Annotated in this window: 12 protein-coding genes and 1 pseudogene; 8 read left to right on the top strand and 5 right to left on the bottom strand. The window is 68.2% G+C overall.

Going from position 1 to position 14,262, the window contains the following annotated elements; translation table 11 throughout:
* Window positions 1–226: 226 nt before the first annotated feature.
* From WMR31_RS09420 to WMR31_RS09410, 3 genes are all read right to left on the bottom strand, one after another.
* Window positions 227–1,879: an indolepyruvate oxidoreductase subunit beta family protein gene (locus WMR31_RS09420; RefSeq protein ID WP_340538541.1), complete on the bottom strand. Its 1,653-nt coding sequence runs from the start codon at window positions 1,877–1,879 to the stop codon at window positions 227–229.
* Window positions 1,879–4,056 carry a thiamine pyrophosphate-dependent enzyme gene (locus WMR31_RS09415; protein ID WP_340538540.1) on the bottom strand — a complete coding sequence of 726 codons (2,178 nt, stop codon included), beginning with the start codon at window positions 4,054–4,056 and terminating at the stop codon, window positions 1,879–1,881. The genes WMR31_RS09420 and WMR31_RS09415 overlap by 1 nt, the downstream gene beginning before the upstream one ends.
* Before the next feature lie 202 nt (window positions 4,057–4,258).
* Window positions 4,259–5,230, bottom strand: a complete 972-nt coding sequence (locus tag WMR31_RS09410) for an AraC family transcriptional regulator (RefSeq protein WP_340538539.1) — start codon at window positions 5,228–5,230, stop codon at window positions 4,259–4,261.
* Between the two features lie 158 nt (window positions 5,231–5,388).
* On the opposite strand from WMR31_RS09410, the gene WMR31_RS09405 reads away from it, so the two are divergent.
* From WMR31_RS09405 to WMR31_RS09385, 5 genes and pseudogenes are all read left to right on the top strand, one after another.
* On the top strand, window positions 5,389–5,865 hold the full coding sequence (locus WMR31_RS09405; protein WP_340538538.1) for a flavin reductase family protein: 477 nt from the start codon (window positions 5,389–5,391) through the stop codon (window positions 5,863–5,865).
* 50 nt (window positions 5,866–5,915) lie between these two features.
* On the top strand, window positions 5,916–7,010 hold the full coding sequence (locus tag WMR31_RS09400) for an LLM class flavin-dependent oxidoreductase (protein ID WP_340538537.1): 1,095 nt from the start codon (window positions 5,916–5,918) through the stop codon (window positions 7,008–7,010).
* Window positions 7,011–7,288: 278 nt separating this feature from the next.
* The gene (locus WMR31_RS09395; RefSeq protein WP_340538536.1) at window positions 7,289–7,540 is read left to right on the top strand and encodes a hypothetical protein; all 252 of its coding nucleotides are present in this window, start codon (window positions 7,289–7,291) and stop codon (window positions 7,538–7,540) included.
* Window positions 7,537–7,755: a PIN domain-containing protein gene (locus WMR31_RS09390; protein WP_340538535.1), complete on the top strand. Its 219-nt coding sequence runs from the start codon at window positions 7,537–7,539 to the stop codon at window positions 7,753–7,755. The genes WMR31_RS09395 and WMR31_RS09390 overlap by 4 nt, the downstream gene beginning before the upstream one ends.
* A gap of 36 nt (window positions 7,756–7,791) precedes the next feature.
* Window positions 7,792–7,974, top strand: a pseudogene (locus tag WMR31_RS09385) (PIN domain-containing protein); the annotation flags it as partial.
* A gap of 197 nt (window positions 7,975–8,171) precedes the next feature.
* Here the strand turns inward: WMR31_RS09385 and WMR31_RS09380 are convergent.
* Together WMR31_RS09380 and WMR31_RS09375 are read right to left on the bottom strand one after the other, a co-directional pair.
* A complete protein-coding gene (locus tag WMR31_RS09380) occupies window positions 8,172–9,557 on the bottom strand; it encodes a type II toxin-antitoxin system HipA family toxin (protein WP_340538534.1) in 1,386 nt (461 codons plus the stop codon).
* Entirely contained in the window at window positions 9,557–9,802 is a 246-nt protein-coding gene (locus WMR31_RS09375) for a helix-turn-helix transcriptional regulator (protein WP_340538533.1), read from the bottom strand. The genes WMR31_RS09380 and WMR31_RS09375 overlap by 1 nt, the downstream gene beginning before the upstream one ends.
* A 679-nt stretch (window positions 9,803–10,481) precedes the next feature.
* Between WMR31_RS09375 and WMR31_RS09370 the strand changes: the two genes are divergently transcribed.
* The 3 genes from WMR31_RS09370 to WMR31_RS09360 all read left to right on the top strand — a co-directional run bounded on the left by WMR31_RS09370 (window position 10,482) and on the right by WMR31_RS09360 (window position 13,583).
* Window positions 10,482–11,687, top strand: a complete 1,206-nt coding sequence (locus WMR31_RS09370) for a heme-binding protein (protein ID WP_340538532.1) — start codon at window positions 10,482–10,484, stop codon at window positions 11,685–11,687.
* Between the two features lie 143 nt (window positions 11,688–11,830).
* Window positions 11,831–12,352 carry a DUF3626 domain-containing protein gene (locus WMR31_RS09365; protein ID WP_340538531.1) on the top strand — a complete coding sequence of 174 codons (522 nt, stop codon included), beginning with the start codon at window positions 11,831–11,833 and terminating at the stop codon, window positions 12,350–12,352.
* Window positions 12,353–13,280: 928 nt separating this feature from the next.
* Window positions 13,281–13,583, top strand: coding sequence for a hypothetical protein (locus WMR31_RS09360; protein WP_340538530.1), 303 nt, complete (start codon window positions 13,281–13,283; stop codon window positions 13,581–13,583).
* Window positions 13,584–14,262 lie beyond the last annotated feature (679 nt).

The raw sequence follows: 14,262 nt of genomic DNA, 5'->3' as shown, positions 1-14,262 counted from the left end.
CGCCGGCAGTCCGGCTGGCGGGTGTCAGGCTTAGGTTCTCCGGGGTCGTGACGGTGGTGGGCGGACGGTCCGGTCAGGCGCGTTTGCGGGATCGCGGCGATGATCACAGTGGGCTCCGTCCGCACGATTCGGACGAATCAATTCCCGTTCGCCGGCCGGACGGGATTGCTTGTAGCCGCGCGAAGGTCACACCCCAGCGACCCGTGGCCAGCCGGGCCGGGAGCAGTCAACGGCCAGACGCCGCCGCGGGCTGCGCGCCCCGTCGCAAGGCCGCGAGCTCCCGGTCCAGCGCCGCGCCGTCCTCGTCGGCCAGCGCGGCCGAGCGGAGCCGGGCAAGGGTCGCGGCGGCGTCGGGCTCGCCCTTGAGTCGCTCGGCGGCGGCCGTCAGCTTGGTGAAGCTCTCGACTCCGTGGTGGTGGGTCTCGCCGTAGCCCTTGAGGACCCGCTGGTTCTCGATGATCTCGCAGGCCAGGTCGTAGTCGGTGGCCGCGGCGTCGACGGCGGTGTCGAGCCAGGCGTCGATGGCGACCTGCTCGCGCCCGAACCGGTAGGAGCGGGGGCGGGTCGGGCGGAACATCGCCATCACCCACAGCATCGAGTAGCCGATGACGCCGGTGGTGTTGACGACCATGCCCTTGCGGGTCAGCCGGGCGACGAGCCTGGCGTACCACGACGAGGCGTTGACCCGTCGGCCGAGCCAGGACGGGAGCGTGTCGGCGATCTCCTCGAGCTGGGGGTGGAGGTACTCGCGAACGTTCAGCAGCTGGTCGGGCGCGGCCTTGGCCTCCTCGCGGACCTTCTGCAGCCGGTGCCGGCGGATCTTCTGCTGAGCCACCTGGATGGTGTCCTGGTAGCACATCCACAAGGCGACGTGGCGAGCCGCCTCGGTGCTCAGCCGGGCGTCGTCGGCGTGGTCGAGCGCGGCCAGGCGCGCCACCCGGTCGAGGTAGCGGTCGGTGTAGCTGCGGTCCTGGTAGACCGCGGTCCGCACCGCGCCGTGCAGCAGCATCGACCGGGCCGGGGCGGGGAAGTCGGCGGCGACCCGCTTGGCCTGACGGCGCAGTCGCGGCCCGACTAGCTGCGTCGGATCGCTCAGCGCTCGCTCGGCGCGCTCCTTCTCGGCCGCGGCCGCGGCCTCCTCGGCCGGGTCGACCGGGCGGCGCCGTCCGATCGTGATCGGCACCGGCCCGGTGCCCGAAGGAGCGGGGGCGGGGATGGGCTGCGGGGCCGGTCGTTGCGCGGCCTCGAAGCCGGCGTCGAAGGCGGCCAGGGAGGCGTCGACCCCCTTGCCGGCGGCGCGGATGGCCTCCTCGAAGGCCTCGCGGGGGAAGGGGAGTACGTTCGAGCCGGCCAGCGCCCCGAACAGTGAGGCGCTGATGACGCTCTTGGCCTCCAGCGCCAGCTGCATGAAGTCGGCCCCCACGAAGCGGGCGGCTCCGGCGTGGGCGGCCTCCAGGAGGGTGTTGCTGTCGACCCGCCCGTCGCCGAGGGCGAGCTTCTCGTCCATCGAGTAGACCCGGTTGGTCGAGGCGATCAGGGTGGTCCGGTCGGGCGTGGAGAACCCTCGCTGGATCGCCCGTCCGGCCTCCATCAGCTCCGAGGCGATCACGACGTCGACCTCGCCGGGGGTCGGGAACAGGCTGAGCACCGGTTCGCGGCGGACGTCGTCGGAGTGGTCCTCGCCGCCGGGGTAGAGCTCGACGTAGTAGACGGTGGCGCCGGTGCGCTGGGCGACGCCGGCCACCGACGTCGTCTGGGCGAAGTAGCCCGCGCTCTCGCCCACCGACACGATCCAGTCGGCCAGGACGCCGCCGCCCTCACCGCCCATGGCGAGGATGGCGATCGTGATCGGCCGGCTGCCGGTGCTCCAGGTCGACATCAGACCTCCTCGGTCTCGTAGCGGGCGGCGCGGCGTTCGACGCCGGCCGAGAGCAGGCCGATCACGCGCCCGCGGATCGCCGAGAGCGCCTTGTCGCGCCGGTTGGGGTTGTGCACCAGGTCGCTGCGGTAGAAGGACGGGCACAGCGACGCCGCGTGCGCGTTGGCGCCGCAGACCCCGCAGCCGACACAGGAGTCGAGGACCGTCGCGACCGGGTCAGTGCGCATCGGATCGGGGTTCGGCTTGATGCTCAGGGACGGGCAGCCCGAGATCCGGATGCAGGCATGGTCGCCGGTGCAGGTCTCGGCGTCGACACCGAACCGCTCCTTGACGACGCGCTTGCCTTCCTTGACCGCCTTGGCCCGTTGCGGCTTCTCGCGTCGCTCCTTGTTGAGCATGCACTCGCTCTGCGCGATGACGACCTTCGGTCCCGGCTCCTTGGTGGTGAGCGCGCGGACGAACACGTCGCGCAGCTCGCCGATCTTGTAGGTGTCGGGGACCGTCTTGGCCCACAGCACCCCGATGCCGCGTACCGCCTTCTCGATCGGGTGCTTGGTCGAGCGCAGCACGTTGTCGGCCTTGGAGGACAGCACGTCCTGCCCGCCGGTGGCCGCGCTGTAGGCGTTGTCGACGACGAGGAGGAGCTGGTCGCTCTGGTTGAACACCGCGTTGCCGACGCCGCTGGTCAGCCCGTTGTGCCAGAAGCCGCCGTCGCCCATCACCGCGACCGTGCGGCGGTCGGCGTCCTTGGAGTTCAAGGCGGCCGCACCCGCCGAGCCGAGGCCGTAGCCCATCGTGGTGGCGCCGAGGTTGAAGGGCTCGTTGATCGCGAACAGGTGGCAGCCGATGTCGGCGCTGACATGGTGGGTCTTCCCGGTTTCCTTCTCGGCCAGCTTCAGCGCGGCGAAGATCGGTCGCTCGGGGCAACCGGTGCACAGCCCGGGCGGCCGGGTCTGGACGACCGAGGGGTCCACCCGCGGCGCGAACGGGCTCTTGGGGTCCGACTGCGGGAGCAGCAGGGCCGGGGTGCCGTCGACGACGTCGGGGCGGTACTTGCTCAAGAAGGCGTGCACGCCCTGGGTCACCGCGGTGGCGGTGTACTCGCCACCGACCGGGAGCAGGTCCTTGCCGTGCAGCGCGACGTCGGAGCCGGCGCGGCGCAGGATCGCGTTGAGGTTCTGCTCGATGTAGTCCGGCTGCCCCTCCTCGACGAGCAGCACGGCGCGCTTGTCGGCGCAGAAGTCCAGGATCTCGGAGTCGACGACCGGGTAGGTCACGTTCATGACGTAGGTCGGCACCTCGGTGTTGCCGAAGGCGTCGGAGCAGCCGAGGAGCTCCATCGCGCGGTTCAGCGTGTTGTACACCCCGCCCTGCACGATGATGCCCACGTCGGACGCCGCGCCGTCCTGGCCGAGCACCTCGTTCAGCCCGCGGCTGCGGATGAACTCGACCGCGGCCGGCCAGCGGTCCTCGAGCTTCTCCTTCTCGTGCAGGAAGCTGGCCGGGGGGAGCACGATGCGGTCCAGGCTCCGCGCGGGGTTCTCCACGGCGTCCTTGACCGTGGTCGGCGGCCGCACGTTGTCCTTGGCGGTGAAGCTTCCGTACAGGTGGCACGAACGCAGCCGCAGCTGCAGCATGACCGGGGTGTTGCTGGCCTCCGACAGCTCGAAGCCGGCCTCGACGGCGTCGACGATCGCCTCGATGTTGGGCCGCGGGTCGAGCAGCCACATCTGCGACTTCATCGCGAACGCGTGGGAGCGCTCCTGCATGATGCTGGAGCCCTCGCCGTAGTCCTCGCCGACGATGATCAGCGCCCCACCGCGGACGCCGCCGCTGGACAGGTTCGCCAGGGCGTCCGCGGCGACGTTGGTGCCGACGGTCGACTTGAACGTGATCGCGCCACGTAGGGGATAGTTCACCGACGCCGCGAGCATCGCGGCCGCGGTCGCCTCCGACGCCGAGTTCTCGAAGTAGACGTCGAGCTCCTCGAGGATCTCGTGGGCGTCGCCGAGCACGTCCATGAGGTGGGAGATCGGCGCGCCCTGGTAGCCCCCGACGTAGGCGACTCCGGACTGGAGCAGAGCCTTGGTCACCGCGAGGATCCCCTCGCCGGTGAACTCCGTGCCGGCTCCGGCCCTCAACTTCTGCACCTCGTGGGCGAACGACCGCTCGGCCATGTGTGGTGGATCCTTCCTGTCGAGTCCGGCTCAGGTCAGGCGGCGACGGGCGCCGAGCTCCGGGTAGGGGAGGCGGTTGTCACCGATGGACGCCTGCGCAGCGTGAGCGCGGTCACATTCCATAAGTCTGGACGGTAGGTGGTCACGGTCGATGGCCTCTATCCGGAATGCGCACAGGTCAGCCGCAATACGCCGTCGGCGGTCACTGCCCACGTCGCAGGGTCTCGCTCGGGGTCTCGCCGAAGGCGGCGCGATAGTCGCTGGAGAGCCGCCCGAGATGGGTCACCCCGCAGGCCAGCGCCGCGTCGGTGACCGACTCGGCCGAGCCGTCGCTCAGCGCCTGTCGTACGCGGACCAGCCGGGCCCGGCGCAGGTGGGCCATCGGTGTGGTGCCGAGGTGGGTCCGGAAGCCCGACTGCAGCGCGCGGATCGAGAGCCCCACGGCCTCGGCGATGTCGGCCGTCCCGAGTGGCTCGGCGCAGTGCTCCTCGATCAGCTGGGCGGCTCGGCGGATGGGGCGCTCCGAGGCCGACGGCACTGGGAGGTCGTCGTCGTGTCTGGTCGCGAGGGCTATCAGGAGTCCGTCGACGATCGCCACCTCCAGCGAGGCGACGACCAGCGGCGAGGACGTCAGGCCGTCGTCGCGTTCGAGATCGGCCATGACCGTCTCGATCAGGCTGCGCCAGCCGCGCCCGACGCCGGCGGTGAGATCGAAGGTGTCGGCCGGCTGCGAGGTCACGTCGAGGCCGCCACTGACGGCCACCGACACCCGTTCGCGCACGAAGTCGGGCTCGATCCGGACCATCAGGCGCGGATTGCCCGCCGAGTACCTCATCCGCACTGGCACCCCCGGCACCACCGCCGTGGCGCTGCGGCAGCCGACGGTGGCAGCCGTCCCGGCGGCGCGGATCGTGGTGTGCCCCGACAGGGGGATCTGCACGAGGTGGAAGTCGAGCTCCGGCGCGGCCACCTCGACCTCCGAGCCGTAGTCGATGTAGTGGAGGCTCAGGCGGTCGAGGCCGGCGATGTTGTGTTGGGCGTGGAACGCCGAGGCGTCGCGCAGCGGGGTGAGGTCGTGGGGTGCGAGCGAGGCCGCGATCGAGGCGCGGGCGTCGTCGATATCGGTGGTGTGGAGTGCGCCGTGGCTCCCGAGCGGCGTCGAGACCCGTGCCATCGGTCTCCTTCATCTGGACTGTCGTCCGGGGTATCGAGAGCAGTGCGTGTCTCGCAAGTCTGCTACGAGGCGGACCATTTTGGAATGGCGACGCTGGATGGATAGTGCGCGCCGCGAACCGGATAGCGAGCGGTGGGGGAGTTGCGCACCATCGCTGCATGACCTGCATCACACCTGACCGCCTCCACGTGAACCCGGCGAGCCTGCGCGGCCAGCTGGCCCGGTGGCCCACCGGCGTCGCGGTCGTGACCGCCCACGGGGCGGACCGGCCGATCGGGAAGACGGTCAACAGCTTCCATGCGACGTCGCTGGAACCCCCGCTGGTGGGCTGGTGCATCTCTCACGACTCCAGCCAGCTGGGGGAGTGGCTGGCCGCCGAGGGGTACGTCGTACACGTGATGTCGACCGAGCAGACCGGCTTGATCTCGACCTTCGCCACCTCGTCTCCGGACCGTTTCGCGGGCGTCGCCTGGCGGCCCGGGCTGGACGGGATGCCGGTGCTGGCCGAGCCCGTGCCGCTGCGGCTCGAATGCCGCATCGCCGAGCGGTTCGCCGTCGGCGATCACACCTATCTGATCGGGCAGGTGATCTCGATGACCGCCGATGAGGCCGTGCCCCTCACCCTGCAGCGCTGAGCTCTCCAGACCATCCGAAGACCGCCTCGACCCACTAGAGAAGGACCGACATGAGCACCTCGTTCACCACCGCTGACCACTTTCGACTCGGGCTGTTCTCCTCCAACTGCTCGGGCGGACTGGCCGTCACCACGATCCCGGAGCGGTGGTCGGGCTCGTGGGAGGACAACCTCCGCCTGGCCAAGGTCGCCGACGCCACCGGCATCGACTTCATGCTGCCGATCGCGCGCTGGATCGGCTACGGCGGCGCCACCAACTTCCACGAGGGCGTGCTCGAGCCCATCCCGTGGGCGACCGCCATCCTCGCCAACACCGAGCGGCTCAACGCGTTCGCCACCGTGCACACCGCGTTCAACCACCCGGTGGTCACCGCCAAGCAGCTGTCCACCATCGACCAGATCGCGCCCGGCCGGATCGGTGTGAACGTGGTGGCCGGCTGGAACCAGCCCGAGTACGTCGCCCTGGGTGCCGATCTTCCGCAGGACCACGACTCGCGCTACGCGATGGCGCAGGAGTGGATCGACGTCGTCACCACCTTGTGGTCGCGCGACGGCCGCTACGACCTCAAGGGCCGGTTCTGGGACCTGGTCGGCGTGGAGTCGATGCCGAAGCCTGCCGACCGTGCCCTGCCGATCCTCAACGCAGGGTCCAGCTCCCAGGGCAAGGAGTACGCGGCCCGCAACGCCGACTTCGTGTTCACCATCGTGCCCGGCCCCGAGGAGGGCGCCGCGGTCGTGGAGGAGCTCACCGCCAACTCCGCCGCGCTCGGCCGGAAGGCGGGGGTGCTGACCCCGACCCACGTCGTGTGCCGCCCGACGCGCGCCGAGGCGGAGGAGTACCTGCACTACTACGCCGAGGAGAACGCCGACTGGGAGGCCGTCGACAACCTGATGCGTCTCCAGGGCTTGCACGCCCAGTCCTTCAGCCAGGACCTGCTGGAGAACTTCCGCAGCCGGTTCGCCGCCGGCCACGGCACCTGCCCGCTGATCGGCTCGCCCGACGACGTCGCCGACGAGATCGAGCGCTTCGCCAAGTCCGGCTTCGGCGGCATCACCATGGCCTTCGTCGACTACGTCGGCGAGCTGGAGTACTTCGCCCAGGAGGTCATGCCGCGGCTGGAGAAGAAGGGCCTCCGCTCGGCGTAGTGGTGGCAGAAGTCGACGCGGTGTGGCGTGCGGCGCTCTCGCGTCGGCAGCCCGAGTGCGCTCTCCGTGATGGGACGTCTTGGGATGCATCGAACGCCACGCTGCAACCGACCGCGGCGAAGGGCAGGTCGCCGGAGCGGCGGTCAACCGATCGCGACGAACTGCGGGCGGCGGGCATGTCGAGTCTGGTGCGGACACAGGCGGGGAGGGATGCTGTTCGCCTGGCGTTCCAGATGTGACAGCAAAGCATCATGACCTGCGATTCTATGCTGTCAGCCATGCGCACCACCGTGACTCTCGACCCCGACACCGAGTCGCTCGTGCGGCGCCTGATGGAGGAGCGACAGGTCTCGTTCAAGCAGGCCCTCAATGACGCGATCCGCGAGGGCGCTGCGCCGCGCACGCGGCGTACCTTCACCACCCGCACCCATGCCATGAGCCGCCCACGTGTCGATCTCGACCAGGCGCTGCAGCTGGCCGGTGAGCTCGAGGACGACGAGCTCATCCGCCGGATGCGATCAGGCCAGTGAGGCTGGTCGACGCCAACGTCCTGCTATATGCCGTGAACGAGCAGGCCCCTCACCTCGACGAAGGGCGGGCCTGGTTGGATCGGGCGTTGTCCGGCGAGGACACCGTGGGTTTGGCCTGGCTCCCGCTCCTCGCGTTCGTTCGGCTCGCGACCCGAGCCGCGCTGTTCGAGCACCCGCTCAGCGTCGAGGACGCATTGGGCCAGGCAGGGGAGTAGCTCGGTGCCCCGGGAGCCGTTCCGGTCAACGCCGGCGCCGGGCACCTCACGCACCTCAGTGCCCTGCTTAGGGCGGTTGGCGTCGGCGGCAACCCCGTGAACGACGCGCACCTCGCCGCGCTGGCCCTGGAGCACCGCGCGAGCGTGATGTCCTACGACAACGACTTCGCGAGGTTCCCCGGCATCACCTGGAGTACGCCGACCGATCTGCTCGGCTGACGCCCGCCATCTCGTCACGGGTGTCCGGGTCGCCGCCGAACCGCCGCCGTCCGGGACCGACTGGCGCGACGGCCGGGCGCTACACCAACGCGCACGCCGGACGGACGGCGACCGGCTCCGCAACAGCACGGCGAACCGCAAGTCGTGGTGACACGGGAATCCGGGGGCACGGTCCGCCTTGAAGACTTGAAGATTCGTCACTTCGGTCGCCGCGGACCACGCCTCTTGCGGGTGTACGACTGGACTGGTCTGCCCGAGCTGCCGTGGCTGTGAACGACTTCACTGCCTCCTAGTGGGGAGCGTTGGGATTCGACGCTCCTGGCCGCGAGGGAGCGGGTGATGGGCTCGGCTGCCTCGTACGTGCGTTCCTCGACGAGGTCCCATGCTCTCGGAGGCACACCGGGGTGGTCGCCGCGATCGATCTCCTGGAGGGCTGTGGCCAGGTCTTCCGCGGTCGAGGTGACGACTCTGTGTGCCCGCCGCTCGGGGATACCCCACGCGGTTCCTTCGGCGATCACGTCGTCGATGGTGATGTCGTTCATGAGGAACTTGTGGTTGAGGTCGAGGGCTGAGCGGCGGTTGTCGCGGTCGTGGTGCAGGTGCATGGCGATGTCGTAGGCGGGGCTCAGCGCGACGCTCCCGTCGGAGTGCCGCATGAAGGAGATGTTCTTGGCGTGCATGTCGGTGTTTCCGACGAGGTAGGAGAACGTCGCCAGTCTCAGTAACGAATCGGGGTTGGCGCCGTCGAGACGTAGGATGTCGGCGGCGTGCTTCAGCGAGGGCATCTGGGAGCCCCATTGGAACTTCCGGTTCGGGTCCTGGGTGTTCAGGCCGGTGGCTTGAGCGAGGTCCTCCTGGTGGAGCCGCGGGCTCTCCGCTGAGGGTGCACGGTCGTAGCGAGAGACGGCGATTCCACGGACGCCGGCGTGGTCGAAGATCTCTGCGGACACCGTGGTCAGACCGATGCGCCGGGCCAGGTCCAAGCATGCGACCTCAGTGTCGACGACGTCAGTGATTCCGGTTCCGGCAGCGGACGCCCGTTTGATGATCCAGGTCGAGGCCGCACCGTCCTTACATGAGAACCAGGCGTCGCCGTCGCGGTGCAGCGTGATCTTGGGGACCATGCCGGGCAGGGTGCTCGACTCGCCGACCAGCCCGTCGTGGGTTGCGGGTGAGTGCTCGTCGGCGCGGCGCAGCCTGTCGGCGACGTCGCCCGGAGTCAGCGGCTCGTAGCGGCCTGCCCGGGTCGGGTCGCCAGCACCTTCGGTGACAAAGATCGCAGCACCTGGACTGTCGCGACCGTAGGCGCGGACCAGGGCGAAGGTGTCGTCCGGAGGCACCCCGGCACTCAACGCGTGGTTGACTCGAGCGTTGCCCTCTGGGAGCAGACCGTCGAGGTAGTTCTTGACCAGCGCCGCGACTGGCCGGTCCCCTACAGTCATCTTGGCCGACAGCAACCGGGCACCGGGGCCCCACCTGTCCAGCGCGTCGCTGTCCCACGTCAGTTCGAGGCGGCCGTGGCGTGACTCCACGATGCTCGCCATACGGGTGCCGTAGAGCCAGACATCGATCGGGTCGCGCATCAGCGATCGGGCCCGTCGACATCGACTGCGACGACTTCGAGATGAGCGCCGAGTTCGCGCAGGGCTTCGAAGAGTCGTAGGGCGAACAGGTTCGGCTTCCCGGACTCGATCTCGTAGATGTAGCGCCGGGACACCCCCAACGCTTCGGCGAGGTCTTCCTGGGTCAGACCACGCTCAAAGCGGAGTCGGGCAATCGCGCCGCCCAGCGCTTCGGCTGAGCGCACGGTCGATCGATAGTCTGCCATCGCCGCACCATCCCAGTGTGTGAATATCAGCCCCTCGGATGAAAGTGAGCATATCAGCCCATCGGGGGAACGGGTCGATATTCGCTCATTGAGCAGGTGTGCGGCACTGTCATGAACGTGCACCACGACGTGCGCCAAGGACGTGGACCCCTGGTGCCCGCTGAACGTCAGTGAGCAACCAGCCGGGCCGGCCGGCGTGCGCGACCCCCGATCCCGCCGACGTTCGCGGCCGCGCGGGCGAGTGCGAGGGTCACGAACCCGGCCCAGTCGGTCGGTTCGGTCCGGGTCGGGTCGACCTCCCACGCTCCACCTGGCGGCGGCGCCGCACCCGCGCGACCCTCTCGAAGTCCTCGACACGCCGCAGCACCGGCCGGGGGAGTCGTGCGGCCGCGGTGAGCGTCGCCACTTGCCTGGGCAAGCAGATCGGCGCAGGCGTCGGAGTGCTCCGCGCTACCCATCACCGCAGACGACCCGACGGTGGCGGGGACCTCAACCTTCCCGTAGGCGATCGGGTTGCGTGAGTCGTTGTGCAACGGGTCCGGCCACCGGGCCGCTGAGGCGTAGGTTGCACAGATCGGATACCAGAGCGGGCGGCAGGTTGGGAGTGTCGGGTTCAGGCAGAGGTCGATGATTCATCTGATGCAGTACGCGGACTGAAGGCTGACCCATTCTCAGTAGGTTGCGCGCCTGCGGCGAGTGCGTCGATCCTTTGGGGCACGACGCCCTTCAGGAGGAACACATGCCGGTCTCGTCGGTGCGATTCACCCCGGACGCCGCAGTCGGGCGGGCCTGCCTGGGTCACCTGGCAGAACTCGTCGGATCGTGGCGGGGTACCGGGTTCAACCTGATCGCCCGCCCGGACTTCTCTGGGCACGCGAATCTCTACCTCCAGCTCAACCAGACACAGGAGACCTACGACGTCACGGCGATCGGGTCGCCGGTTCCGAATCGCGCCTGCGGGTGCGACGGTGTCGACCTGCACGGGGTGACGTACCTGCACAAGGTGAGTGACAAGAGCACCGGGGGAGCACTCCACATCGAGCCCGGCATGTGGATGCTGCAGCCGCCCGCCGACTACCCGGCGGAGCGGGCGCCGGACAGCGGCAACATCGTGTACCGCATGTCGTCGATCCCGCACGGGAACACGCTGCTGGCCCAGGGGGCCGCCCTGGCGTTCTCCGGCACGCCCGTGCTGTCGGCGGGGAACCAGCCGTTCGCCTTCTCCGACTTCCTGTCGTTCAACAGCACGCCGATCACCGGGGTCGAGCCGCCGGCAGAGCCGATCATGAACGCTCACGGGACCTCCGAGGCAGGCACATCGCGCTCGGACCACCTCAAGCCGTTCCAGCAATACGACCTCAGCGTGCCCGCGAGTGCCGGCAACCCGCGCACGCCGTATGACACGGACCCACCGGAAGATGCCTTGCCGGACAGCATCAGGGGAGTGGCGTTGCAGGAGGTGGTCAACGACCCGATCAGACTGCTGCAGGCCGAGGTCGAGGCACAGGTCGCTGACGGGTACTCCTTCGAGGGGGTCGCGATGAACGTGATGACCCAGCAGAAGGTCGGCTTCCGCAACGAGAAGAACGACCCGTACGGACCACACACCACGGTCATGCCGCCCAACGCGAACGGTGGCCTGACCAACACTCCGTTCCTGCTCGGCGGGGTGCCGGCCGGAGACGCCGGCCCGAATGCCCAGGCCAGCATGGTGTACGCCACGACCTGGATCCAGAAGCTGACCCACCCCGACCGGCCCACGATCATGCAGCTCCAGTACGCGCAGATGTGTGTGCTGAACTTCCGGATCCTGTTGATGCCGGACCAAGGGATCATCGGGTGGCCGCACATTTCGGTTGCGACGTTGCGCAAGAGCTTCGGCTGACCGCGAGCCTGGGTTGGCGCACGACCTGTTGACCAGTCTGATGCGGACACCCGACTACTACTGGACAGCCTGCGTATCAAGCGTCGACGTATTCCTCGCCGGTGATGGCCGGGAGGAGGGCTGAACCTTCGTAGGATCCGCTCATGACCCGATCGACTCATGAGCGGCAGCAGAATGCTGGAGGCCAGCTGTCGGCCGCTCGCGTTGAGGCCGTCACGCTGCAGTTCCATCCGGATTGGCCGCATGGAACCGGCAAGGTGATCGAGTCGATGGCTGCTGACCGTCACTACAGGTCACAGTTCGCGACGGGCGTCTCCAGTGGCGGTTTTACGGCGTTCCGCGGCGGCGACCGGTGCCGGTGGGAGAGCAGGCTGTTCTCCGGGAGGTACGACGACGGGCCCGCGTCAGAGCGACCTGTCTACAGCGCGTGGAACCGTCGGGCCGATCCGTACGGCGGGGCGATTCGGTTCGGCTCGTCGTACGTGCGCCTGCGGCCCGAGGCGGTCAACAGGTCAACCTTCTGCTTCCCGGACCCGGTCCTGGAGCCAACGGATGTCGGCGACGCCAAACTGCTCCCTCGTCTTTGCCGCATGCCCGACGAATCAGGCTTCGACGAACGCAACTCGAAGTTGCTGGGATCCGCGCGGGCGTACGCGCCGCCGTAACTTCCCAGGCACGAGAGCCGGTAGTTCTGTTCGCCGGCGTGAGCCGGAGCACCGACAACGAGGGTGGTGACGAGCACGGCGAAGACGACCCGAACATTCACGCTCTACTTCGGCATAGTCGACAACCACGCACAGGCCCACAATGACACCTGCAATATCTGGAACTTTCGGGAACTTGACCCGCCGTGCCCACTGAACGCCATCGCTTTAGACGGGGACGGTCTTGGTGCTTTCGCGTCGGAGTCGCTGCCTGACGGGGAAGCCGACACGACTCGCGAAGTCGCGGTGTTTGTGGTCGATCGACGGGACGCATTTCGCGTCTTCTGGTACCCGAATTAGGATCGACTAAAGGACGAGGTGAGGGCACGTGCGAGTGGTTCCAGGAGAAGACATCCGATCGGCCACGTTGGGCTGCGCCGTTATCGCTCTGATCGCGGGACTATTAATGATCGGGGTTGTTATCGGTTATCGGATTCTCCTCAATGGAGCCGACAGGGCTGAAGTCCCAATTACAACAATTACGGTCCGTAACGATACGGAGCGAAAATTGACCCTGGACTGGGACGGCATACCAGCCGATCCAGTCCTGACTCCCGGTGAAGAGGTGGCCCTGGAGATCGGAGAGTGTGGGTACCTTAGGATTGCCGTGCGCACGAGCGATATGGAAATATTCGCGATGCTTGAGGGAACGGCGTGTCCCTGGGATAACTGGTACATCTTCGCAGATGGCACGAGCCAAGTGAATGGAGGGGAGCGAGCAGACCCATAACTGCTTACGGTATGTATGCAGTTGCGCAGCGCTTCACCGAACCGTACTTCAACGACAGTGCCGAGTGTGCTGAGATTGCCGACGTGTCCGAACTTCCGCCACGCTCAACGAAAGGCAAGGATGTACCAGCGACTTATTCGTCTCGCCGCGGGTACGGCCGTGCTGAGCATCGTCAGCGGGGGGTGCCTACCCTTCGAACAGGAGGCGGAGAGCGTCATTGTCTCCAACGAGTGGGACGAGGAGTTGGAAGTGACGGCAGGGACAGTGACCATTCGAGTACCGGCTGGCGAGATTGGCTGGCTTGCGCGCTCCGGGTGCAGGGTGTCGACGCTCGAGGCCTACACGATCAATCCAGACAGTGATGAGCTGCTCGCTGGTGACTTGATCGCGGCGTACGAGGCTGAGGTCTGCCCAGACGACAAGTGGACCGTCTACGGGCCGGGTAACAGCGAACTCAACTGACCGCGATGGGGCGCCCGGTGTGCACGAAGGGGATCCTGACCCGGTTCTCCGGACGCGTCTATGTCCGGTGGTCCTCATAGCTCCAGCGCTGACGGGCGGCTCGTCGGGTCATGTCGGTGGCGCGGCCGATCTCGGCCCAGGTGGCGCCGGAGGCGCGGGCGAAGGTCACGGCCTGATCGAGCCGGACTAGGGCCTCGGACTGTGCTCGGGTAGCTGCGGCGACCGAGCCGAGGGGCGTCGGCGCTTTGGACGTGCTCGGTGCGCCAGAGCAGCTCGGCGGCCTCCTCGACGTCGACGCGGTGCGTGACGTTTGCAGCCCGATCCCCGACCGCAACTCGCCCAGCGCTTCACCGAACCAGTAATCCTCGTCGGACAAGTGAAAGCATCCCGACGTGGCCCATCGCGACCGCCTGACTGAGCGACAGCCGGCCACGCCCGCCCTGCGACTGTCCACGCGGCGCCTCGCCCTACTCGCTCTGGCTGGGCTGGCCCTACTAGGAGTTGCACAATCACCGATGGTCAGACCAGCGCATTGGCCAACGGCTTCGGAGTCACCCTCCTCGCGGGGTCCCAATCATCCTCTGCGGCCAGCTCGTCGCCGATGTTCCGGCCGCAGCGCGCACGCGGATCGTCGCGAGTGCTCGTCGTGCGCGGACGGCCTTGGACGGTGGAGCGAGGG

Source organism: Nocardioides epinepheli, assembly GCF_037936805.1.
In the GTDB taxonomy this organism is placed as follows: Bacteria; Actinomycetota; Actinomycetes; order Propionibacteriales; family Nocardioidaceae; genus Nocardioides.
This window is presented reverse-complemented; position numbering and strand designations above follow the sequence as displayed.

Coding starts and splice junctions, on each gene's coding strand:
- WMR31_RS09375 (WP_340538533.1), bottom strand. CDS start 9,802: ATGGCAGACTATCGATCGACCGTGCGCTCAGCCGAAGCGCTGGGCGGC.
- WMR31_RS09415 (WP_340538540.1), bottom strand. CDS start 4,056: ATGGCCGAGCGGTCGTTCGCCCACGAGGTGCAGAAGTTGAGGGCCGGA.
- WMR31_RS09420 (WP_340538541.1), bottom strand. CDS start 1,879: ATGTCGACCTGGAGCACCGGCAGCCGGCCGATCACGATCGCCATCCTC.
- WMR31_RS09395 (WP_340538536.1), top strand. CDS start 7,289: ATGCGCACCACCGTGACTCTCGACCCCGACACCGAGTCGCTCGTGCGG.
- WMR31_RS09400 (WP_340538537.1), top strand. CDS start 5,916: ATGAGCACCTCGTTCACCACCGCTGACCACTTTCGACTCGGGCTGTTC.
- WMR31_RS09405 (WP_340538538.1), top strand. CDS start 5,389: ATGACCTGCATCACACCTGACCGCCTCCACGTGAACCCGGCGAGCCTG.
- WMR31_RS09410 (WP_340538539.1), bottom strand. CDS start 5,230: ATGGCACGGGTCTCGACGCCGCTCGGGAGCCACGGCGCACTCCACACC.
- WMR31_RS09380 (WP_340538534.1), bottom strand. CDS start 9,557: ATGCGCGACCCGATCGATGTCTGGCTCTACGGCACCCGTATGGCGAGC.
- WMR31_RS09365 (WP_340538531.1), top strand. CDS start 11,831: ATGACCCGATCGACTCATGAGCGGCAGCAGAATGCTGGAGGCCAGCTG.